Annotated in this window: 13 protein-coding genes; 10 read left to right on the top strand and 3 right to left on the bottom strand. The window is 56.7% G+C overall.

Features of this window, described 5'->3' with window-relative positions; translation table 11 throughout:
- Positions 1 to 9 precede the first annotated feature (9 nt).
- The 6 genes from asd to glgP all read left to right on the top strand — a co-directional run bounded on the left by asd (position 10) and on the right by glgP (position 10,809).
- Positions 10 to 1,116: an aspartate-semialdehyde dehydrogenase gene (asd, locus tag AB2B48_RS16260; protein WP_185667345.1), complete on the top strand. Its 1,107-nt coding sequence runs from the start codon at positions 10 to 12 to the stop codon at positions 1,114 to 1,116.
- 252 nt (positions 1,117 to 1,368) lie between these two features.
- Complete coding sequence (gene glgB, locus AB2B48_RS16255; RefSeq protein ID WP_368299619.1) at positions 1,369 to 3,555, top strand: 1,4-alpha-glucan branching enzyme; 2,187 nt, start codon at positions 1,369 to 1,371, stop codon at positions 3,553 to 3,555.
- A 2-nt stretch (positions 3,556 to 3,557) separates the two neighbouring features.
- A complete protein-coding gene (glgX, locus tag AB2B48_RS16250; protein WP_368299618.1) occupies positions 3,558 to 5,534 on the top strand; it encodes a glycogen debranching protein GlgX in 1,977 nt (658 codons plus the stop codon).
- A gap of 81 nt (positions 5,535 to 5,615) precedes the next feature.
- On the top strand, positions 5,616 to 6,911 hold the full coding sequence (gene glgC, locus AB2B48_RS16245) for a glucose-1-phosphate adenylyltransferase (RefSeq protein WP_185667342.1): 1,296 nt from the start codon (positions 5,616 to 5,618) through the stop codon (positions 6,909 to 6,911).
- Positions 6,911 to 8,344 carry a glycogen synthase GlgA gene (glgA, locus tag AB2B48_RS16240; RefSeq protein WP_368299617.1) on the top strand — a complete coding sequence of 478 codons (1,434 nt, stop codon included), beginning with the start codon at positions 6,911 to 6,913 and terminating at the stop codon, positions 8,342 to 8,344. Before glgC ends, glgA begins: the two co-directional genes overlap by 1 nt.
- A gap of 17 nt (positions 8,345 to 8,361) precedes the next feature.
- On the top strand, positions 8,362 to 10,809 hold the full coding sequence (gene glgP / locus AB2B48_RS16235) for a glycogen phosphorylase (protein WP_368299616.1): 2,448 nt from the start codon (positions 8,362 to 8,364) through the stop codon (positions 10,807 to 10,809).
- An 84-nt stretch (positions 10,810 to 10,893) separates the two neighbouring features.
- On the opposite strand, the gene glpD is transcribed toward glgP, so the two are convergent.
- Positions 10,894 to 12,402: a glycerol-3-phosphate dehydrogenase gene (glpD, locus tag AB2B48_RS16230; RefSeq protein WP_368299615.1), complete on the bottom strand. Its 1,509-nt coding sequence runs from the start codon at positions 12,400 to 12,402 to the stop codon at positions 10,894 to 10,896.
- Between the two features lie 201 nt (positions 12,403 to 12,603).
- On the opposite strand from glpD, the gene glpE reads away from it, so the two are divergent.
- From glpE to AB2B48_RS16215, 3 genes are all read left to right on the top strand, one after another.
- Complete coding sequence (glpE, locus tag AB2B48_RS16225) at positions 12,604 to 12,933, top strand: thiosulfate sulfurtransferase GlpE (protein ID WP_185667338.1); 330 nt, start codon at positions 12,604 to 12,606, stop codon at positions 12,931 to 12,933.
- 127 nt (positions 12,934 to 13,060) lie between these two features.
- The gene (gene glpG, locus AB2B48_RS16220; protein WP_368299614.1) at positions 13,061 to 13,891 is read left to right on the top strand and encodes a rhomboid family intramembrane serine protease GlpG; all 831 of its coding nucleotides are present in this window, start codon (positions 13,061 to 13,063) and stop codon (positions 13,889 to 13,891) included.
- Between the two features lie 17 nt (positions 13,892 to 13,908).
- Positions 13,909 to 14,667, top strand: a complete 759-nt coding sequence (locus AB2B48_RS16215; RefSeq protein ID WP_185667336.1) for a DeoR/GlpR family transcriptional regulator — start codon at positions 13,909 to 13,911, stop codon at positions 14,665 to 14,667.
- An 80-nt stretch (positions 14,668 to 14,747) separates the two neighbouring features.
- Here the strand turns inward: AB2B48_RS16215 and AB2B48_RS16210 are convergent, their stop codons facing one another.
- Both AB2B48_RS16210 and malT read right to left on the bottom strand, forming a co-directional pair.
- The gene (locus AB2B48_RS16210) at positions 14,748 to 16,115 is read right to left on the bottom strand and encodes a glycoside-pentoside-hexuronide (GPH):cation symporter (RefSeq protein ID WP_368299613.1); all 1,368 of its coding nucleotides are present in this window, start codon (positions 16,113 to 16,115) and stop codon (positions 14,748 to 14,750) included.
- 187 nt (positions 16,116 to 16,302) lie between these two features.
- Positions 16,303 to 19,008, bottom strand: a complete 2,706-nt coding sequence (gene malT, locus AB2B48_RS16205; RefSeq protein ID WP_368299612.1) for an HTH-type transcriptional regulator MalT — start codon at positions 19,006 to 19,008, stop codon at positions 16,303 to 16,305.
- 622 nt (positions 19,009 to 19,630) lie between these two features.
- On the opposite strand from malT, the gene malP reads away from it, so the two are divergent.
- On the top strand, positions 19,631 to 22,021 hold the full coding sequence (gene malP, locus AB2B48_RS16200; protein ID WP_368299611.1) for a maltodextrin phosphorylase: 2,391 nt from the start codon (positions 19,631 to 19,633) through the stop codon (positions 22,019 to 22,021).
- Positions 22,022 to 22,024: the final 3 nt, after the last annotated feature.

Here is a 22,024-nt window from a genome sequence, read left to right as displayed (position 1 = left end):
AAACACGCTATGAAAAATGTTGGTTTTATCGGTTGGCGCGGAATGGTCGGCTCAGTACTCATGCAACGCATGGTGGAAGAGCGCGATTTTGACGCCATTCGCCCCGTCTTCTTCTCCACTTCCCAGTTAGGGCAAGCTGCGCCAACCTTCGGCGGCAGCACCGGTGGTCTGCTCCAGGATGCTTACGATCTTGAAGCGCTGAAGGCGCTCGACATTATTGTCACCTGTCAGGGCGGCGATTATACCAACGAAATCTATCCTAAGCTGCGTGAAAGCGGTTGGCAGGGTTACTGGATTGACGCGGCCTCTTCGCTGCGCATGGAAAATGATGCCATCATCATTCTCGACCCAGTAAACCAGCAGGTCATTACCGATGGCCTGAACAACGGCGTGAAAACCTTCGTTGGCGGTAACTGTACCGTCAGCCTGATGCTGATGTCCCTCGGCGGCCTGTTCGCCAACGACCTGGTAGAGTGGGCCTCGGTGGCAACCTATCAAGCAGCTTCCGGCGGCGGCGCGCGCCATATGCGTGAACTGCTGACCCAGATGGGCCAGCTGCATCATCACGTCGCCAACGAACTGGCTGACCCGGCTTCCGCTATCCTCGAGATCGAACGTAAGGTCACCACCCTGACCCGCAGCGGCGATCTGGCAGTGGATAACTTCGGCGTTCCGCTGGCGGGCAGCCTGATTCCATGGATCGATAAACAGCTTGATAACGGCCAGAGCCGCGAAGAGTGGAAAGGTCAGGCTGAGACCAACAAAATCCTCGCCACCTCTTCCGTGATCCCGGTTGACGGCCTCTGCGTGCGCGTTGGTGCGCTGCGCTGCCACAGCCAGGCATTCACGCTGAAATTGAAAAAAGATATTTCCATAAGTTCTGTAGAGGAATTACTGGCCGCGCACAACCCGTGGGCGAAAGTCATTCCTAACGACCGTGAAATTACCATGCGTGAACTGACGCCTGCGGCGGTCACCGGTACGCTGACCACGCCTGTTGGACGTTTGCGCAAACTGAACATGGGGCCGGAGTATCTGTCAGCGTTCACCGTTGGCGACCAGCTTCTGTGGGGCGCAGCGGAGCCGCTGCGTCGTATGCTACGCCAACTGGCGTAAACATTTGTTAATCGATGAGGGGTGGCGAACCACCCCTTTTTTTTGCGTAATACAAGGAGTAAACGCAGTAATGTTAATTTTTCTCTCAGGAGTCAGGTAAAGCGTTGACTATGCTTTAATCAAGGTCTGTTGCCTTGACTGAAGGTTGGACGGAGCCGAGAGAGCACACAACTTTGTGCTGCACCGTTCAGGTCACAAAATGTCGCCATTTACAGTGGATTGAGGCGATACAAAAACTAAGGATGATGAAGCATGTCCGATCGTGTTGATAGAGACGTGATTAATGCGTTGATCGCAGGCCATTTTGCAGACCCCTTTTCCGTACTGGGTATGCACCGAACGGAAGCGGGACTGGAAGTCCGTGCACTGTTACCCGACGCGACCGATGTTTGGGTGATTGAACCTAAAACCGGGCGTAAAGTCGGCAAGCTGGATTGCGTGGACTCACGTGGTTTCTTTTGTGGCGTTCTGCCGCGTCGTAAAAATTTCTTCCGTTATCAGTTGGCTGTCGTCTGGCATGGCCAACAGAACCTCATTGACGATCCTTACCGCTTTGGCCCATTGCTCCAGGAATTGGACATATGGCTGCTGTCTGAAGGTACCCACCTACGCCCCTACGAAAAGCTGGGCGCGCATGCGGATACCATGGACGGCGTTACCGGTACGCGCTTTGCCGTCTGGGCACCAAACGCCCGCCGCGTGTCGGTTGTCGGTCAGTTCAACCACTGGGACGGTCGCCGTCACCCGATGCGTCTGCGTCAGGAAACGGGGATTTGGGAGCTGTTCATTCCGGGAGCGCACAACGGTCAGCTGTACAAATTCGAGATGATCGATGCCCGCGGCGCGCTGCGGATTAAAGCCGACCCCTATGCGTTCGAAGCCCAAATGCGTCCGGAAACGGCCTCGCTGATTTGTGGCTTACCGCCGAAGGTTGAGCAGAGCGAAGCCCGCAAAAAGGCCAACCAGTTTGATGCCCCTATCTCTATCTACGAGGTGCATCTGGGCTCCTGGCGTCGTCATACCGACAACAACTACTGGCTGAGCTACCGCGAGCTGGCAGAGCAGCTGGTCCCATACGCCAAATGGATGGGCTTCACCCACCTGGAACTGCTGCCGGTTAACGAACACCCGTTCGACGGAAGCTGGGGCTATCAGCCGACCGGGATGTACGCGCCGACCCGTCGTTTCGGTACCCGCGAAGATTTCCGCTACTTCATCAACGCTGCGCACGCCGCCGGCCTGAACGTGATCCTCGACTGGGTGCCAGGGCACTTCCCGTCGGATGATTTCGCGCTGGCCGAGTTTGACGGCACCAACCTGTATGAGCACAGCGACCCACGCGAAGGCTACCATCAGGACTGGAATACCCTGATTTACAACTATGGCCGCCGTGAAGTGAGCAACTTCCTGACCGGCAACGCCCTGTACTGGGTAGAACGCTTCGGCATTGATGCGCTGCGCGTCGATGCGGTGGCATCAATGATTTACCGCGACTACAGTCGTAAAGAGGGTGAGTGGATCCCGAATGAGTTCGGCGGCCGTGAAAACCTCGAAGCGATTGAGTTCCTGCGCCAGACCAACCGCGTGTTGGGCGAGCAGGTTCCCGGTGCGGTGAGCATGGCGGAAGAGTCGACCGACTTCGCGGGCGTGTCACGTCCGTCCGATATGGGCGGCCTGGGCTTCTGGTTTAAGTGGAACATGGGCTGGATGCACGACACCCTGGACTACATGAAGCTCGACCCGGTTCATCGTCAGTACCATCACGACAAAATGACCTTCGGCATGCTCTATAACTACACGGAAAACTTCGTGTTGCCGTTGTCGCATGACGAAGTGGTTCACGGTAAGAAATCTATCCTGGACCGTATGCCGGGCGATGCGTGGCAGAAGTTTGCCAACCTGCGCGCCTACTACGGCTGGATGTTCGCCTTCCCGGGCAAAAAGCTGCTGTTTATGGGCGATGAATTTGCTCAGGGCCGCGAATGGAACTTTGACGGCAGCCTCGACTGGCATCTGCTGGAAGGCGGCGACAACTGGCATAACGGGGTGCAGCGCCTGGTGCGCGACCTCAACCATACCTATCGTCACCACAAAGCGATGCACGAACTGGACTTTGACCCGTACGGTTTTGAATGGCTGGTGGTCGACGACAGCGCCCGCTCGGTGTTCGCTTTTGTCCGTCGCGACAAAGCGGGCAACGAAGTGATTGTGGTCAGCAACTTTACGCCAGTACCGCGTCAGGATTATCGCTTCGGCATCAATCAGCCGGGCCGCTGGCGCGAAGTGCTCAACACCGACTCCGCCCACTACCACGGCAGCAACGCCGGGAACGGCGGGCTGGTGCAGAGCGAGGCGATTGAAAGCCATGGCCGCGCGCAGTCGCTGAGTCTGACGCTACCGCCGCTGTCGACCATCTGGTTAGTTCGGGAAGGGGATTAAACATGAGCCCACTCGCAGCAGGGAAACCCGCGCCGCTCGGCGCAAGCTATGACGGTGAGGGCGTAAATTTTACGCTCTTCTCGGCGCATGCAGAGCGGGTCGAACTGTGCGTGTTTGACGCGCAGGGTACGGAGACTCGCTATGACTTACCCGCCCGCAGCGGCGACGTCTGGCATGGCTATCTTCCCCACGCGCGTCCTGGCTTACGTTACGGCTACCGGGTGCATGGCCCGTGGGATCCGCAGCAGGGGCACCGGTTTAACCCGGCGAAGCTGCTGCTGGATCCATGCTGTTTCTGCGCCGAGGGCGACCCGGACGACTCCCCGCATTTTCACGGCGGTTACGACGAGCCGGACGACCGCGATACCGCAGCGATTGCACCGAAATCGGTGGTCGTCGACCTGACCTATGACTGGCAGGACGATGCTGCCCCGCGCACCGCGTGGGGCAAAACCGTGATCTACGAAGCGCACGTCAAAGGGCTGACCTATCGCCACCCAGGACTGCCGGAGTCTATCCGCGGCACCTACAAAGCGCTGGGCCATCCGGTGATGATTGCTTACCTCAAACGTCTTGGTATTACCGCGCTGGAGCTGATGCCGGTGGCGCATTTCGCCAGCGAGCAACGCCTGCAGCGGATGGGGCTGAGAAACTATTGGGGTTACAACCCGCTGGCGATGTTTGCGCTGGCACCGCGTTACGCCAGCGCGCCTGAGCATGCGCTGGATGAGTTTCGTGATGCGGTCAAAGCGCTGCACAAAGCCGGTATTGAAGTGATCCTCGATGTGGTGTTGAACCATAGCGCCGAGCTGGATCTGCATTGCCAGACCTTCTCGCTGCGGGGGATCGATAACCGTAGCTATTATTGGTTACGGGAAGATGGCGATTATCACAACTGGACGGGCTGCGGTAATACCCTGAATCTCAGCCACCCTGGCGTCGTGGAATACGCGCGCCAGTGCCTGCGTTTCTGGGTGGATGTCTGCCACGTTGACGGTTTTCGTTTTGATTTAGCGTCGGTAATGGGCCGTACGCCGGGCTATCGTCAGGACGCGCCGCTGTTTAACGCGATCCACGATGACCCGGTGCTCTCTACGGTGAAGCTGATTGCCGAACCGTGGGATATCGGTGAAGGCGGTTATCAGGTGGGGAACTTCCCGCCGGTCTTCAGCGAATGGAACGACCATTTCCGGGATGCCATGCGTCGCTTCTGGCTTGAAGAGTCGCTGTCGCTGGGGGATTTTGCCCAGCGCTTTGCCGCTTCTAGCGACGTGTATGCGCATCAGGAACGTCGCCCTCGCGCGACGATAAACCTGGTGACCGCCCACGATGGCTTCACCCTGCGCGATTGTGTCAGCTTCAACGGCAAGCACAACGACGCCAACGGTGAAGAGAATCGTGACGGCACCGGCAATAACCATAGCAATAATCATGGTATCGAAGGATTGGAAGCAAACCTGGAAGTAATGGCACGTCGGCAGAAGAGCGTTCAGGCGCTGCTGACAACGCTGCTGTTATCGCAGGGAACGCCAATGTTGCTGGCCGGTGATGAACACGGTCACAGCCAGCAAGGTAACAACAATGCCTACTGTCAGGACAATACGTTGACCTGGCTCGATTGGGAAAACGCAGATGACGCGCTGACGGACTTTACCGCCGCCCTGATTCACCTGCGCCAGCAGATCCCCGCGTTGACGGACGACCGCTGGTGGCAGGAGGGCGATGGCAACGTGCGGTGGCTCAATCAGGATGCGCAACCGCTGTCTGCCGAGGAGTGGCAGCACGGTGCTCGCCGAATGCAGATTCTGCTTTCCGATCGTTGGCTCATTACGCTCAATGCGACGCAAGACGCGACAAACTTGACGTTACCCGAGGGGGAATGGCGCGCTGTTCCTCCCTTCACCGACGCTGGCACGTCGGTCGTCGTGGCTGTCTGGCATGGGCCCGCGCACGGAGTGTGCGTATTTCAAAGGTCATAGTCTCTGAATTACCCGGAACCCCGCGTTATCGCGCGAGGACACCTCATCACCCGGAAGGACGAGCAACAAAAGGAGTTAATCATGGTTAGGCTAGAAAAAAACGATCCCTTAATGCTGGCTCGCCAGTTACCTATCAAATCCGTCGCCCTGATTCTGGCTGGCGGCCGCGGTACGCGACTCAAGGATCTGACCAACAAGCGGGCCAAACCCGCAGTACACTTTGGCGGTAAATTCCGCATCATCGACTTTGCGTTATCCAACTGCCTGAACTCCGGGATTCGCCGTATCGGCGTTATCACCCAGTACCAGTCCCACACGCTGGTACAGCACATCCAGCGCGGGTGGTCCTTCTTCAGTGAACAGATGAACGAATTTGTGGATCTGCTGCCCGCTCAGCAGCGGATGCACGGTGAAAACTGGTATCGCGGTACCGCCGATGCGGTCACCCAGAACCTCGACATTATTCGCCGTTACAAGGCGGAGTACGTGGTTATCCTCGCCGGTGACCATATCTACAAACAAGACTACTCGCGCATGCTTATCGACCACGTCGAAAAAGGCGCGCGCTGCACCGTGGCGTGCATTCCGGTGCCCATTGAAGAGGCAACGGCGTTCGGCGTGATGGCGGTTGACGAAAACGACAAGATTATCGAGTTCGTGGAAAAACCGGCTAACCCACCGGCCATGCCAGGCGACCCAACCAAGGCGTTGGCGAGCATGGGTATCTATGTCTTTGATGCCGATTATCTTTATGAGTTGCTGGAACGCGACGACGTTAACGAAGACTCCAGCCACGACTTCGGCAAAGATTTAATTCCGTTAATTACCAAAGCTGGCGCGGCTTATGCACATCCATTCCCGCTGTCCTGCGTGCAGTCCGACCCGCAAGCAGAACCGTACTGGCGCGATGTGGGTACGCTTGAAGCCTACTGGAAAGCGAACCTTGACCTGGCGTCGGTGACGCCTGAGCTGGATATGTACGACCAGAACTGGCCTATCCGCACGCACATGGAATCCCTGCCGCCGGCGAAGTTCGTCCAGGACCGCTCCGGTAGCCACGGCATGACCCTGAACTCACTGGTTTCCGGCGGCTGTATTATTTCCGGTTCCGTGGTGGTGCAGTCGGTGCTGTTCCCGCGCGTGCGCGTGAACTCATTCTGTAACATTGATTCGGCAGTCTTACTGCCAGATGTCTGGGTGGGTCGTTCCTCACGCCTGCGTCGCTGCGTTATCGACAGGGCCTGTGTGATCCCGGAAGGGATGGTGATCGGTGAAGATGCGGAAGAGGATGCACGCCGCTTTTACCGCTCGGAAGAAGGGATCGTGCTAGTGACGCGCGAAATGCTGCGTCAGCTTGGCTACAAACAGGAGCGATAATGCAGGTCTTACATGTTTGTTCTGAGATGTTCCCGTTATTAAAAACGGGCGGTCTGGCGGATGTGATTGGCGCGCTGCCGGCGGCACAGATTGCCGAAGGAACCGATGCACGCGTGCTGTTACCTGCATTCCCGGATATCCGTCGTGGTATTCCGGATGCCAAAGTGGTGAGCCGTCGCGATACCTTTGCCGGGCGCATGACGCTGCTGTTCGGACACTATAACGGCGTGGGTATCTACCTGATTGATGCACCACATCTCTATGACCGCCCGGGGAGCCCGTATCACGACACCAATCTGAATGCTTACCCGGATAACGTGAAGCGCTTTGCGCTGCTGGGTTGGGTCGGTAGCGAAATGGCCTGCGGTCTGGATCCGTTCTGGCGTCCTGACGTGGTGCACGCTCATGACTGGCATGCGGGCCTGGCCCCGGCCTATCTGGCGGCGCGCGGTCGTCCGGCGAAGTCGGTGTTTACCGTACACAACCTGGCCTACCAGGGGCTGTTCTACGGTCACCACATGGAAGAGATTCAGCTGCCGGCTGAGTTCTTCAACATGCATGGCCTGGAGTTCCACGGACAGATTTCGTTCCTGAAAGCGGGGCTGTACTACGCCGACCACATTACGGCGGTGAGCCCGACCTATGCGCGGGAAATTACCGAACCGCAGTTCGCCTACGGGATGGAAGGGCTGCTGCGCCAGCGTCATCGGGAAGGGCGTCTGTCGGGGATCCTCAACGGCGTTGATGACAACGTCTGGAGCCCGGAAAAAGATCTGCTGCTGCCGGCAAGCTACAGCCGTGACACGCTGGAGCGGAAAGCGGAAAACAAACGTCAGCTGCAAACCGCTATGGGGCTGAAGGTCGATGACGCTGCGCCGCTGTTTGCCGTGGTCAGCCGCCTGACCAGCCAGAAAGGGCTGGATCTGGTGCTGGAAGCGCTGCCGGGCCTGCTGGAGCAGGGCGGCCAACTGGCGCTGTTGGGCGCGGGTGACCCGGTACTACAGGAAGGTTTCCTCGCCGCCGCCGCCGAGCATCCGGGGCAGGTGGGCGTCCAGATTGGCTATCATGAAGCGTTCTCGCACCGCATTATCGGCGGCGCGGACGTGATTCTGGTGCCGAGCCGCTTTGAGCCGTGCGGCTTAACGCAGCTTTATGGTCTGAAGTACGGCACGCTGCCGCTGGTTCGCCGTACCGGCGGCCTGGCTGACACCGTTGCGGATAGTTCGCTTGAGAACCTCGCTGATGGCATTGCCAGCGGCTTTGTGTTCGAAGACAGCAACGCCTGGTCGCTGCTTCGCGCTATCCGCCGTGCTTTCGTTTTATGGTCTCGTCCATCGCTCTGGCGCTATGTGCAACGCCAGGCGATGAACATGGATTTTAGCTGGCAGGTTGCTGCGCACTCTTATCGTGAGCTTTACCAACGCCTGATCTAACTACGGGGATCTGAATAATGAATGCACCCTTTACGTATGCATCACCGACCCTCAGCGTTGAGGCACTGAAGCACTCTATTGCCTATAAGCTGATGTTCACCATCGGGAAAGATCCGGCTATTGCGAACAAACACGAATGGCTGAACGCCACGTTGTTTGCCGTTCGCGATCGCATGGTGGAGCGCTGGCTGCGCTCCAACCGCGCGCAGCTTTCCCAGGAAACGCGACAGGTGTACTACCTGTCGATGGAGTTTTTGATTGGCCGCACGCTTTCCAATGCGCTGTTATCGTTAGGTCTGTATGACGACGTGAAAAACGCGCTGGAAGGAATGGGGTTAGACCTGGAAGAGCTGATCGACGAAGAGAATGACCCAGGGCTTGGCAACGGCGGCTTGGGCCGTCTGGCAGCCTGCTTCCTCGACTCTCTGGCGACCCTGGCGCTGCCGGGGCGCGGCTACGGCATTCGCTACGATTACGGCATGTTCAAACAGAACATCGTCGACGGTCGTCAGAAAGAGTCACCGGACTACTGGCTGGAATACGGTAACCCATGGGAGTTCCCGCGCCACAATACGCGCTATAAGGTTCGTTTCGGCGGCCGCGTGCAGATGGAAGGCAAAACCAGCCACTGGCTGGAGACGGAAGAGATTCTGGCGGTGGCTTACGACCAGATTATTCCCGGCTATGACACCGACGCGACCAACACGCTGCGTCTGTGGAACGCCCAGGCCAGTAGCGAAATCAACCTCGGTAAGTTTAACCAGGGCGACTACTTCGCGGCGGTGGAAGATAAAAACCACTCCGAGAACGTATCCCGTGTGCTCTACCCGGATGACTCCACCTATTCCGGGCGCGAGTTGCGTCTGCGCCAGGAGTACTTCCTGGTCTCGGCGACGGTGCAGGACATTTTAAGCCGCCACTACATGTTGCATAAAACCTATGACAACCTGGCGGATAAAATTGCTATTCACCTCAATGACACCCACCCGGTGCTGTCGATTCCTGAGCTGATGCGCCTGTTGATTGATGAGCACAAGTTCAGTTGGGAAGCGGCGTTTGAGGTGGCCTGTCAGGTCTTCTCCTACACCAACCACACGCTGATGAGCGAAGCGCTGGAAACCTGGCCGGTCGACATGCTGGGCAAAATTCTGCCGCGCCATCTGCAGATTATATTTGAGATTAACGACTACTTCCTGAAGACCCTGCAGGAGCAGTACCCGAACGATACCGGGCTGCTGAGCCGCACGTCGATCATCGACGAATCCAACGGCCGCCGCGTGCGTATGGCATGGCTGGCGGTGGTGGTGAGCAAGAAGGTCAACGGCGTGTCTGAGCTGCACTCGAACCTGATGGTGCAGTCGTTGTTTGCCGACTTCGCTGCCATCTTCCCGATGCGCTTTACCAACGTGACCAACGGTGTGACGCCACGTCGCTGGCTGGCGCTGGCGAACCCAGCGCTCTCCGACGTGCTGGATGAGAATATCGGTCAGACCTGGCGTTCCGACCTGAGCCAGTTAAAAGAGCTGGAACAGCATATCGACTATCCGAAGGTGAATCAGGCGGTGCATCATGCCAAGCTTGAGAACAAAAAGCGCCTCGCCACCTTTATCGCCCAGAACCTCAACGTGGTGGTGAACCCGAACGCGCTGTTCGACGTGCAGATTAAGCGTATTCACGAGTACAAACGTCAGTTGATGAACGTGCTGCACGTGATCACCCGCTACAACCGCATTAAGGCCGACCCGGATGCGAAGTGGGTGCCGCGCGTGAACATCTTCGCGGGTAAAGCGGCTTCCGCCTACTACATGGCGAAGCACATTATCCACCTGATCAACGACGTGGCGAATGTGATCAACAACGATCCGCAGATTGGCGACAAGCTGAAAGTGGTCTTTATCCCGAACTACAGCGTGAGCCTGGCGCAGATGATCATCCCGGCGGCGGATCTCTCCGAACAGATTTCGCTGGCAGGTACTGAGGCATCCGGCACCAGTAACATGAAGTTTGCGCTCAACGGGGCGTTGACCATTGGTACGCTGGATGGCGCGAACGTCGAGATGCAGGAGCACGTCGGGGCAGAAAACTTCTTTATCTTCGGCAACACCGCTGAAGAGGTGGAAGCGCTGCGTCGTAAGGGCTACAGCCCGCGCGACTACTACGAGCAGGATGAAGAACTGCACCAGGTGCTGACGCAAATCGGCAGCGGCGTCTTCAGCCCGAGTGAACCGGGGCGTTACCGTGACCTGGTGGATTCGCTAATTAACTTTGGTGACCACTACCAGGTGCTGGCGGACTTCCGCAGCTACGTTGACTGTCAGGATAAGGTCGATGAGCTGTATCGTGAGCCAGAGCAGTGGTCCAATAAAGCGATGCTCAATATCGCCAACATGGGCTACTTCTCGTCGGACCGCACGATTCAGGAGTATGCGGAGAATATCTGGCACATTGAGCCGGTAAGACTGTAAAAACGAAAACGGGGCCGATTGGCCCCGTTTTTTTCCCGGCGTCACTTCGTTCGGCCGGGCTACGTTCGTGCGGTTTTCATCACCTCACGACGCCAACGACATCTCAGGCTTTCCCAGCGTTTTTACCAACCATTCGCTGATGCGGGACTGCTGTTCGGCGTTCAGCCACATCCCCTGTTTGGTCCGACGCCAGATAGCATCGTCGAGACGACGCACCCACTCGTGTTCCACCAGGTAGCGCAGTTCGGCTTCGTAAAACTCGTGGCCGAAATCTTCACCCAGCCCGGTAATATCCTTCGCGTCACCAATAATCAGCTCGCTGTTGCTGCCGTAGGTGCGGGCAAAGTGGCGGGCCAGCGACTCGGTAATAAACGGATAGCGACGGCGCAGTTTAGCCGCGTAATCATCGCGATCGCTGCCAATCTCACCGCCGGGCAGCACGGCGCCTTTGGTCCACGCCGGGCCGATGCCGCTGTAGTACGGCGCCAGTTTCTCCAGCGCATGCTCGGCGAGCTTGCGATAGGTGGTGAGCTTGCCGCCAAAGACTGACAGCAGCGGCGCTTTACCGTGGTCGTCGTGAATATCCAGCGTGTAGTCGCGGGTGATGGCCTGCGGTGAATCAGACTCGTCATCGCACAGCGGGCGAACGCCGGAGTAAGTCCAGACGATATCTTCGCGGGCAAGCTGCTTTTTAAAGTGGCCGTTGTAGACCTTCAGCAGATAGTTGATTTCGCTCTCATCGATCTCGACGTTTTTAGGGTCACCCTGGTACTCCACGTCGGTGGTGCCGATGATCGAAAACTCATCCATCCACGGGATCACAAAGACAATGCGCTTATCTTCGTTTTGCAGGATGTAGGCCTGCTTCTGAGCGTGCACGCGCGGTACCACGATGTGGCTGCCTTTAATCAGGCGGATGCCGTACGGCGACGGCAGGTGCATGCCGTCGTCGAAGAACTGTTTCACCCACGGGCCGGTGGCGTTCACCAGGCCGCGAGCCTGCCAGCGGAACTTCTCGCCGCTGTCGATATCTTCCGCTTCCACGATCCACAGGCCGTTTTCACGTTTTGCTGAGATGGCGCGGGTCCGGGTACGGACTTCTCCGCCTTGCTTCACCACCATCTGCGCGTTGGCTAACACCAGGCGTGCGTCGTCTACCCAGCAGTCGGAATATTCGAAACCGCGCACGATTTCCGGCTTCAGTACGGATTCTGCGCCAAAACGCAAGCCGGTCGAAGCGGGCAGGCTGGTGCGTTTGCCCAGATGATCGTACATAAACAAACCGGTGCGGATCATCCACGCCGGGCGCAGATGTGGGCGATGCGGCAGACGGAAGCGCATCGGGATGGCAATGTGCGGGGCCATTTTCAGCAGCACTTCACGCTCGGCCAGCGCTTCGCTGACCAGGCGGAATTCATAGTGCTCAAGGTAGCGCAGACCGCCGTGGATCAGTTTTGAGCTGGCGCTGGATGTGGCACAGGCCAGGTCTCTGGCTTCCAGCATCAGTACGGATAATCCACGTCCTGCCGCATCTGCCGCAATGCCTGCACCGTTAATGCCGCCACCTATCACAATCAGATCTTTGGTTTCCATTATTGCTACCTCTGGGACTTTCGTTATAGCTCACTAATGTTCGTTATCGCTCATAATAGCAAGTAAACGCGCTTTTGGTAACATTGGAAAAACATTTTAGAGTGATGTGCATAACATATTGGCGTTTACGTACCGTGAAGACGTACACTTGGCGGTAAAATGTCGTCAGCAAGACACCTGCCATAACGATAAGAGAGCACCATGGATCAGTTTGAATGTATTAACGTAGAACAGGCGCACCAGAAGCTGCAGCAGAGCGCTGCGGTGCTGGTGGATATTCGCGACCCACAAAGCTTTGCGATGGGCCACACCCCTGGCGCTTTTCATCTGACCAACGACACGCTGGGCGCGTTTATGCGCGATAACGATTTTGAAACCCCGGTGCTGGTGATGTGCTATCACGGCAACAGCAGCAAGGGCGCGGCGCAGTACCTGCTGCAGCAGGGCTACGATCAGGTGTACAGCGTCGACGGCGGCTTTGATGCCTGGCATCGTCACTTCCCGGCTGAAGTGGTACACGCCGGTTTCTAAGACCGTGCTCGCTTTTCCCTTCCAGATGCCGCCTCCCGTCAGGCGGCCTTTACGCGCCGCTGCAACGCATCCGTAAGGGTTTGGGTATATACTGTCCCCTTTTGTGTGGAATAGAAGCGACCTGCTGATGTTGATGATCACCTCTTTTACTAACCCGCGCGTTGCCCAGGCTTTTGTTGACTATATGGCAACGCAGGGCGTTATTCTGACTATCCAGCAGCATACGCGTAGCGATGTCTGGCTTTCCGATGAGTCCCAGGAAGCGCGCGTGCGCGACGAACTGGAACGCTTCCTGGCAAACCCGGCCGACCCCCGTTATCTGGCGGCTAGCTGGCAGTCCGGTCAGACTAACAGCGGCCTGCACTACCGTCGTTTCCCGTTCCTGGCCACGCTGAAGGCGGGCGCTGGCCCGGTGACGATGGCCATCATGGCGGCCTGCATTCTGGTCTTTATCCTGATGAGCGTGATGGGCGACCAGCCGGTGATGCTGTGGCTCGCCTGGCCGTACGATGATTCGCTGAAATTTGAGCTCTGGCGCTACTTTACCCACGCGTTAATGCATTTCTCATTCGTCCATATCCTCTTCAACCTGCTATGGTGGTGGTATCTTGGCGGAGCGGTAGAAAAGCGCATTGGCAGCGGCAAGCTGGTGGTGATTACCGTGATAAGCGCGCTGCTGAGCGGCTTTATTCAGCATCAGTTCAGCGGCCCGTGGTTTGGCGGCCTGTCCGGCGTGGTGTATGCCTTAATGGGCTATGCGTGGCTGCGTGGCGAGCGCGATCCGCAGAGCGGTATCTTCCTGCCGCGCGGGCTGATTCTATTTTCACTCATCTGGCTGGTGGCCGGGTGGTTTAACGTTTTTGGGATGTCAATTGCGAACGGCGCACACGTCACCGGGCTGGTGATTGGTCTGGCAATGGCCTTTGTCGACACGCTTAATGCGCGCAAGCGAGCATAATTTTCCAGGGATTCATCATGAAACAAACACAACGTCATGACGCGATAATCGAGCTGGTAAAACTTCAGGGCTACGTCAGTACGGAAGAGCTGGTGGAACATTTTTCCGTTAGCCCTCAGACCATTCGTCGCGATTTAAATGACCTTGCGGAGCAGAAAAAAATTCTGCGTCACCACGGTGGGGCGGCGCTGCCGTCCAGCTCGGTGAACACCTCCTGGCACGACCGTAAGGCAACTCAGACGGAAGAAAAAGAGCGTATCGCCCAGAAGGTGGCAAGCCAGATCCCGAACGGCTCGGCGCTGTTTATCGACATCGGCACTACCCCGGAAGCGGTGGCCCATGCGCTGCTCAACCATAGCGATCTGCGGATCGTCACCAACAACCTGAACGTGGCGAATACGCTGATGGCGAAAGAGGACTTTCGCATTATTCTGGCGGGCGGTGAACTGCGCAGCCGGGATGGCGGCATCATTGGCGAAGCGACGCTCGACTTTATCTCCCAGTTCCGCCTGGATTTCGGCATCCTCGGGATCAGCGGCATCGACAGCGATGGTTCGCTGCTGGAGTTTGATTATCATGAAGTGCGTACCAAGCGCGCGATTATCGACAACTCCCGCCACGTGATTCTGGTCGTCGACCATTCGAAGTTTGGCCGTAACGCGATGGTGAATATGGGCAGTATCAGCCTGGTGGATGCGGTCTTTACCGACGTTCTGCCACCGCCGGGCGTGATGCAGGTGATTGCGGAAAATGATGTGCAGCTTGAGCTGTGCTAAATCAGGTAGCCCGGACGAGGCGCGCTAGCGCCGACTCCGGGGAATCCCCGGCGTCACTTCGTTCGGCCGGGTTACGGTTTTTATGACATCTGCTGCTGGAACTTGCCTTTGCTCAGATCGGCCACGATATGGTTCATGCGATCTTCCGTCAGACGGTAGTAGCGGATGGAAATGGCGGTAATCAGATAGAAGATAGCCGGCAGTACCGTAAACAGGATTAATACCCCACGGACAGCTTCTGCTGACTGCTGTTCAACCCCCGCCTGATAGCCATAGAACGCCAGACCCCAGCCGGTGAGCGCACCGCCGATGGCGACGCCCAGTTTGATAATAAAGATATTCGCCGCCACGTTCATACCGGTAATACGACGCTGGGTTTTCCACTCGCCATAGTTGTTAGCATCGGTAATCATTGACCACTGCAGCGGGGCGTTAATACCCTGAAGAATATTAAGGACCACGTGGACAATAAACGCCGGCATCCAATATTCGGTTGGTAGAACCAGGAACAGTAAGCCAAATAAGGCGCTGAGCACGTTGACCCACACCGATGCGCGAATTTTACACATCCAGGAACCGATATATTTCGCCATCAGGCTGCCGATGACGGCGGCAATGGTGGTTGCCAGCATAAAGATGGAAATAATGCTGCTGCCCTGGTGCAGAATATACTGTACGAAATAGACCAGCAGGCCACCGCGTACCACGACGCCGCAAAGCATCGCCAGGTTATATACCGATAGCACGCACCACTGATCGTTTTTCATCAGAATACGCACGTCGCGCAAAATGTTCAGGTTCTCCTCTTTCACCGGCGTAATGCGTTCGCGGGTGGTCATAAAGCAGATCAGGAACATGATGCAGCCGATAACGCCGAAAATCCCCATCGCCCACTGCATACCGGAGGCTCTATCGCCCGGCGCAATCAAGTCTGCCAGCGGGAGGATCAGCGCGGTACCCATTGCACCGCCAATCGGTGCGACGGCGAAGCGCCAGGACTGCAGCGACAGGTTTTCCCGTGGGTCTGCGGTAATGGCCGCGCCCAGCGAGCAGTAAGGGATATTAATCGCGGTATACATTAATGTCATAAATATATACGCGACAACGGCGTAGACAATTTTCCCGGTTTGTTCGAAGTTCGGCGTGGAATAGACCAATACGCAGCTGACGGCAAACGGAACGCAAATAATCAAAAGCCAAGGACGGAAACGCCCCCAGCGGCTTTTGGTCTGATCAGCAATCGCCCCCATAATAGGGTCGGTAATGGCATCCAACACCCTGACGACTAAAAATAACGTCCCCATTACCGCTGGGGGTAATCCATAGATGTTCGTATAGAAATAAGCAAGAATGGCAACGGAGGAATCAAAGACGATATGGCTGGCGGCATCGCCAAGGCCAAATCCGAACTTCTCTTTATTACTGATTTTTTCGGTTAATGCCGACATAGGGTCACCTTTTTATTATTACGTGCCAACATACGACACCACTTATAAAAGGTGGCTCTAAGCCTGAATATTCCAATTTTTCACTTTGGACTTATGTTAATTCTCTAATGTGACGCAGCTATCTCTTTGCTATTTGGCGTAGCCGCCATCCGGCCTACGAGCGTAGTAGGCCGGAAAGCGAAACAAATTACACGCCGTACCCCATCATTTTCAGCAGCTTCTGGGCATGCTGTACCGCATCCTGACGATGCGCCACGCCGAGTTTCTGATAGAGGTTGCGGATATGCGTTTTGATGGTCGTGGCCGCCACGTCCAGCTCGCCGGCAATCTGTTCGTTGCTGTAGCCCGAATAGATAAGCCCCAGCACCTGCCATTCACGCTGGGTGAGCGGGCTGGTACGAATAAGCTCCGGTACTTCCGGGTGGTTGAGCAGGCGCTCGACGAAGCTTTCATCAAAGTGGGCAAACTTGTGACGATGATGCTGGTTAATCTCGCGCAGAATGCGCTGGGCGCGGTGCTGATCGAGCTCTGGCAACGTATTCAGCTGAATCAGCTGGCGCAACTGCTGCGCCATCGCTTCGCCTTCAATCACGAAGTGGCTGATAAAACCGGTGCGGTTGGCAAGCTGCAGCGCTTCCAGCAGCACGCGCTGGGCTTCATTCTTATTTCCCGCCTGCCAGTGCAGCTGGTTCAGCAGCAGCAGGTTGCGGTTGAGATCGCTCATCAGGCGCAGCCCACGGGCGTTTTCGTTTAACTCTTCCAGCACCATTTCGGCAGAGTCGAACTCGCCGAGCAGGATCTGCGCGCGGGCGATGTTACGCCACTGGCCCTGCAGGAAGTGGTTATTGGCAAACTCCGGCTTCGGCGTATGGCGTAGCCAGTTAGCCGCCGCTTTTTTATCGCCGACCATCTGCCAGTAAATGACCCGTACTTTATCGGCGTTGGAGACCCAATCGCTGTGGTATGTGCCGTTGCCGAGCAGGTTTTCCAGACGGTTCAGGTAGTTGCGGGCATTATCCAGATTGCCGCGCGCCAGCGAGCACTGCACCTGCAGCGTCAGACACTGAAGCTGCTGCTGCGGCTGGAAGCCGCTCAGCACTTCAATACCGGTGCGGGCGGCGGTTTCGGCCTCATCGAGGCGCGCCCATGCCCACAGCAGCTGTGCGCGGATGCGCAGCAGGAATTCGTGCATCGGTAGCTGTTCAAGATGCTGTTCGTGGATCAGCTGGAAGCCTTTCTCCTGGCACTCCCAGGCGGCCTGCAGGAAGCCCTGAGCGAACAGGATTTCACTTTGCTGGATCAGGCTCCACAGCGCGTAGTGCCAGATATCGTGGCGACGCGCCATTTGTTCGGTTTGCTGCATGACGGCAATCGACTGACTCAGCAGACCTTTGCAGTGCAGCACCTCACCGTGTACCGAGGTGGCAACGATGCGGCTGTAGAAGTTCGCCAGCGGCAGCTCTTCAAGCGCTACCGTTGAGAGCCGTTCTGCTTCGTCCTGGTCACCGTCGTTAATCGCCACCTGGGCGCGCAGAGCGTTGAAATCGCCGTGCAGCGAGGTGTCCATCTCGAAGGTCATCTCCTGCTCGGCGCGGGCCAGCAGGGTATTCACTTCGCTGTAGCGGTGCTGGCTTTGCATCAGCCAGGCCTGCAGCAGCACCAGACGCGGGTTCTCCAGCAAACTTTCCCACGGCAGGGCAGAGAGCGATTCTTCCAGCAGGGCAAGTTCGCTATGGTGGAACAGGCCCCAGGCGTGGTTGAGCAGAATATCGCGCAGCATTTTCGGGTCGCCCGCCGCCAGCGCGTGATGGATAGCTTCACTTGGGAAGCCTTGCGCCATCCAGCTTTCCGCCGCGGCGCGGTGAATGTCCGGTAGTTCAGCCGCCAGTTCCCACTGGCAGCGCTGACGCAGGAAACTACAGAACAGCGGGTGGTAGTTAAACCATTCGCCGGAATTATCCATACGCTGCACGAACAGCCCCTGGCGCTCGATCTCTTCCAGACGCATCTGACCGTTTTCTTCGCCGGTTACGCGGGCAATCAGCGAGTCGTTCATCGAACGTAACAGCGAGCTTTTCAGCAGGAAGTTGCGGGTGTCCGGGTCAACGTTATCCAGCACTTCATCAACCAGATAGTCGGAAAGGTGGCTGGCGTTAATGCCTGCTAGTCGACGCGCGGAGTGCTGCGTGGCGTTGTTACGCTGACGCGCGGAGAGCGCAATCAACTGGAGGGCGGTGGCCCAACCGGCAACGTCATCGCACAGACGGCTGCTTTCCGCGGCCTCAATCGGCGCGGCTAAGCGGCAGTCGAAGAACTGTTTGGTTTCCGCATGGGTAAACGACAGCTGCTGGCTGCCGATTTCCAGCAGTTGGTCACGGACGCGAAGGTTGGCAATGCCCAACTGCGGCAGATTGCGCGATAGCACCACCAGCGTCAGGTTCTCTGGCTGATGGCGCAGGAAAAAGCGCATCGCATCGTGGATGACGGGGTTCGTTATCAGGTGGTAGTCATCAATGACCAAATAGAGCGGACGCTGCCATTCGCTTAATTCAATAAACAGCTGAGAGAATAGGGAGCTCAGGCTAGCGTACTGGCGTTTTTGCACCATGTTTTCGCTGGCCTCGCAATGGCCCCCGGTTGCCTGCTGGATGGCGGCAATCAGGTAGCTGGCAAAGCGCTCTTGCTGATTATCGCCTTCATCAAGAGAGTACCAGCCGAGGTCGCTCATCCCTGCTGCCCATTGTGAAATAAGCGTTGTCTTTCCATAGCCAGCCGGACTGGTAATCAGCGCCAGACGATAATTGTTCGCGCCTGAAAGTTTCGCCAACAGTCTGTCGCGCACCACGGTGTGATCGAGACGGACGGGTCGACTGAGTTTTGACGGAATCAACATAGCTAATCACTTCACTGTGAGGATTGGAAAACGAGATTTTTTTTGCGCTTCGTAATTAATCCATACAAAGGTCGGTCAAATGACTATGTATTGCAAGTTATGTCCTGTTTTGATGTCTGTGAATTTGCTATATGTCACACTTCTTTCTATTTAATACCATCCTCGTAGAATGCGGCTCAGAGCGCGTAAACGCTGGATTACATAACTCCTTGTAGTTACGTACGAAATAGTATTTGAGCAAGAACTCAAATAACCCACGTCTAAAGATGTTTCAGCAAACGTAAATTTCCGTAGAAACAATACGTATTAATTTGTTGCTTATTTTCGTGATGAAACCATTTCCTTATTTGCATATTTACTGCGAAACGCTATTTCATTTTATGACCTGACGCGAAGATATCTCTGGCGAAATCCTCGACACTGGCCTTCTGAACAAGGACGGTCCGGGCTGGATGAAAATCGAGCGAATTCGCCGCCAGCGGCTAACGTTATAGTGGCGGCGATCACACTTTTCGCTCATCCCTGCGACTCCTCCCTGTCTAATCCAGGACGGGATGAGGAAGTCCACCATTCAGCCAGGCACACTAACGCCAATGTCTATGTAAAAGGATTCGAATTCGCTATGTCACAGCCTACCTTCAATCACGATTCATTCCAGGCTGCCCTGACGCGTCAGTGGCAGCGATTTGGCTTGCAGGCCGCTACCGAAATGACGCCTCACCAATGGTGGCAGGCTGTGAGCGGCGCGCTGGCTGAACAGCTCAGTGCACAGCCGGTAGCGAAACCGGCTAAAGATCAGCGCCACGTGAACTACATCTCGATGGAGTTCCTGATTGGCCGTCTGACCGGCAACAACCTGCTCAACCTCGGCTGGTACGAAGGGGTGAGCGATGCGCTGAAAGCCTACAAGGTCAACCTGACCGACCTGCTGGAAGAAGAGACTGACCCGGCGCTCGGTAACGGCGGTTTGGGCCGTCTGGCTGCCTGCTTCCTGGATTCCATGGCTACCGTGGGCCAGTCGGCGACCGGCTACGGCCTGAACTATCAGTACGGTTTGTTCCGCCAGTCCTTCGATGACGGTCATCAGATGGAAGCACCTGACGACTGGCAGCGCGGCAGCTACCCGTGGTTCCGCCACAACGCCGCGCTGGATGTGCAGGTGGGCATCGGCGGTAAAGTGGTGAAAGGGGAGTGGCAGCCAGCGTTTACCATTACCGGTGAAGCCTGGGATCTGCCGGTGCTGGGCTACCGTAACGGCGTTGCACAGCCGCTGCGTCTGTGGCAGGCCAAGCACGCACACCCGTTTAACCTGACTAAATTCAACGACGGCGATTTCCTGCGTGCAGAGCAGCAGGGTATCGACGCTGAAAAACTGACTAAAGTTCTCTACCCGAACGACAACCACACGGCGGGCAAAAAGCTGCGTCTGATGCAGCAGTACTTCCAGTGCGCCTGCTCCGTGGCCGACATTCTGCGCCGCCACCATCTGGCGGGCCGCAAGCTGCATGAGCTGGCCGACTTTGAAGTGATCCAGCTTAACGATACGCACCCGACTATCGCCATTCCTGAGCTGCTGCGAGTGCTGATTGATGAGCACCAAATGAGCTGGGACGACGCGTGGGCGATTACCAGCAAAACCTTCGCCTACACCAACCACACTCTGATGCCAGAAGCGCTGGAGTGCTGGGATGAGAAGCTGGTGAAAGCGCTGCTGCCGCGTCATATGCAGATTATCAAAGAGATTAACGACCGCTTTAAGAAGCTGGTTGATGCCACCTGGCCGGGCGACGAAGCCGTATGGGCGAAGCTTGCCGTGGTGCATAACAAACAGGTGCGCATGGCGAACATGTGCGTGGTGAGCGGTTTTGCGGTCAACGGCGTTGCGGCGCTGCACTCGGACCTGGTGGTGAAAGATCTGTTCCCGGAATACCACCAGCTGTGGCCGACCCGTTTCCATAACGTCACCAACGGCATCACTCCGCGTCGCTGGATCAAACAGTGCAACCCGGCGCTTGCCGCGCTGCTGGATAAATCGCTGAAGAAAGAGTGGGCCAACGATCTCGACCAACTGATCAATCTGGAAAAATACGCGGACGACGCGAAATTCCGCAAGCAGTACCGCGACATCAAGCTGGCGAACAAAGAGCGCCTGGTGAAGTTTGTCAAAGCGCGCACCGGCATTGAGATCTCCAGCCACGCGATTTTTGATATCCAAATCAAACGCCTGCACGAATACAAACGTCAGCACCTGAACCTGCTGCACATTCTGGCGCTGTACAAAGAGATTCGTGAAAACCCGGAAGCTGACCGCGTACCGCGCGTGTTCCTGTTCGGGGCGAAGGCGGCACCGGGCTACTACCTGGCGAAGAATATTATCTTTGCTATCAATAAGGTGGCCGAAGCCGTCAACAACGACCCGAAAGTGGGCGACAAGCTGAAAGTGGTCTTCCTGCCGGATTACTGCGTGTCGGCAGCGGAGATGCTGATCCCGGCGGCGGATGTCTCTGAGCAGATCTCCACAGCAGGTAAAGAAGCCTCTGGTACCGGCAACATGAAACTGGCGCTCAACGGTGCGCTGACCGTCGGTACGCTGGACGGTGCGAACGTCGAAATCGCCGAACAGGTTGGTTCTGAGAACATCTTCATCTTCGGCCATACCGTCGAACAGGTGAAAGAACTTAAAGCCAAAGGCTACGATCCGCTGAAATGGCGTAAAGCCGACAAGCTGCTGGACGCGGTGCTTAAAGAGCTGGAAAGCGGCAAATACAGCAACGGCGACAAGCACGCCTTCGACCAGATGCTGCACAGCATGGGCAAACAGGGCGGTGACCCGTACCTGGTGATGGCTGACTTCGCCGCTTATGTCGAGGCGCAAAAGCAGGTCGATGTGCTTTATCGCGACCAGGAAGCGTGGACCCGTGCGGCGATCCTGAACACCGCTCGCTGCGGCATGTTCAGCTCCGACCGTTCTATCCGCGATTATCAGAAACGTATCTGGCAGGCAAAACGCTAAGGA

It is taken from the genome of Kluyvera sichuanensis, assembly GCF_040930405.1.
Classification (GTDB): Bacteria; Pseudomonadota; Gammaproteobacteria; order Enterobacterales; family Enterobacteriaceae; genus Kluyvera; species Kluyvera sichuanensis.
The sequence above is the reverse complement of the archived record's forward strand: the minus strand, read 5'-3'. Positions and strand labels throughout refer to the sequence as shown.

Excerpts from the sequence above, each read along its gene's own strand:
- AB2B48_RS16210 (WP_368299613.1), bottom strand. The coding sequence starts at position 16,115 with ATGTCGGCATTAACCGAAAAAATCAGTAATAAAGAGAAGTTCGGATTT.
- glgC (WP_185667342.1), top strand. The coding sequence starts at position 5,616 with ATGGTTAGGCTAGAAAAAAACGATCCCTTAATGCTGGCTCGCCAGTTA.
- malT (WP_368299612.1), bottom strand. The coding sequence starts at position 19,008 with ATGTTGATTCCGTCAAAACTCAGTCGACCCGTCCGTCTCGATCACACC.
- glpG (WP_368299614.1), top strand. The coding sequence starts at position 13,061 with ATGTTGATGATCACCTCTTTTACTAACCCGCGCGTTGCCCAGGCTTTT.
- asd (WP_185667345.1), top strand. The coding sequence starts at position 10 with ATGAAAAATGTTGGTTTTATCGGTTGGCGCGGAATGGTCGGCTCAGTA.
- glgA (WP_368299617.1), top strand. The coding sequence starts at position 6,911 with ATGCAGGTCTTACATGTTTGTTCTGAGATGTTCCCGTTATTAAAAACG.
- glpE (WP_185667338.1), top strand. The coding sequence starts at position 12,604 with ATGGATCAGTTTGAATGTATTAACGTAGAACAGGCGCACCAGAAGCTG.
- glpD (WP_368299615.1), bottom strand. The coding sequence starts at position 12,402 with ATGGAAACCAAAGATCTGATTGTGATAGGTGGCGGCATTAACGGTGCA.
- glgX (WP_368299618.1), top strand. The coding sequence starts at position 3,558 with ATGAGCCCACTCGCAGCAGGGAAACCCGCGCCGCTCGGCGCAAGCTAT.
- glgB (WP_368299619.1), top strand. The coding sequence starts at position 1,369 with ATGTCCGATCGTGTTGATAGAGACGTGATTAATGCGTTGATCGCAGGC.
- glgP (WP_368299616.1), top strand. The coding sequence starts at position 8,362 with ATGAATGCACCCTTTACGTATGCATCACCGACCCTCAGCGTTGAGGCA.
- AB2B48_RS16215 (WP_185667336.1), top strand. The coding sequence starts at position 13,909 with ATGAAACAAACACAACGTCATGACGCGATAATCGAGCTGGTAAAACTT.
- malP (WP_368299611.1), top strand. The coding sequence starts at position 19,631 with ATGTCACAGCCTACCTTCAATCACGATTCATTCCAGGCTGCCCTGACG.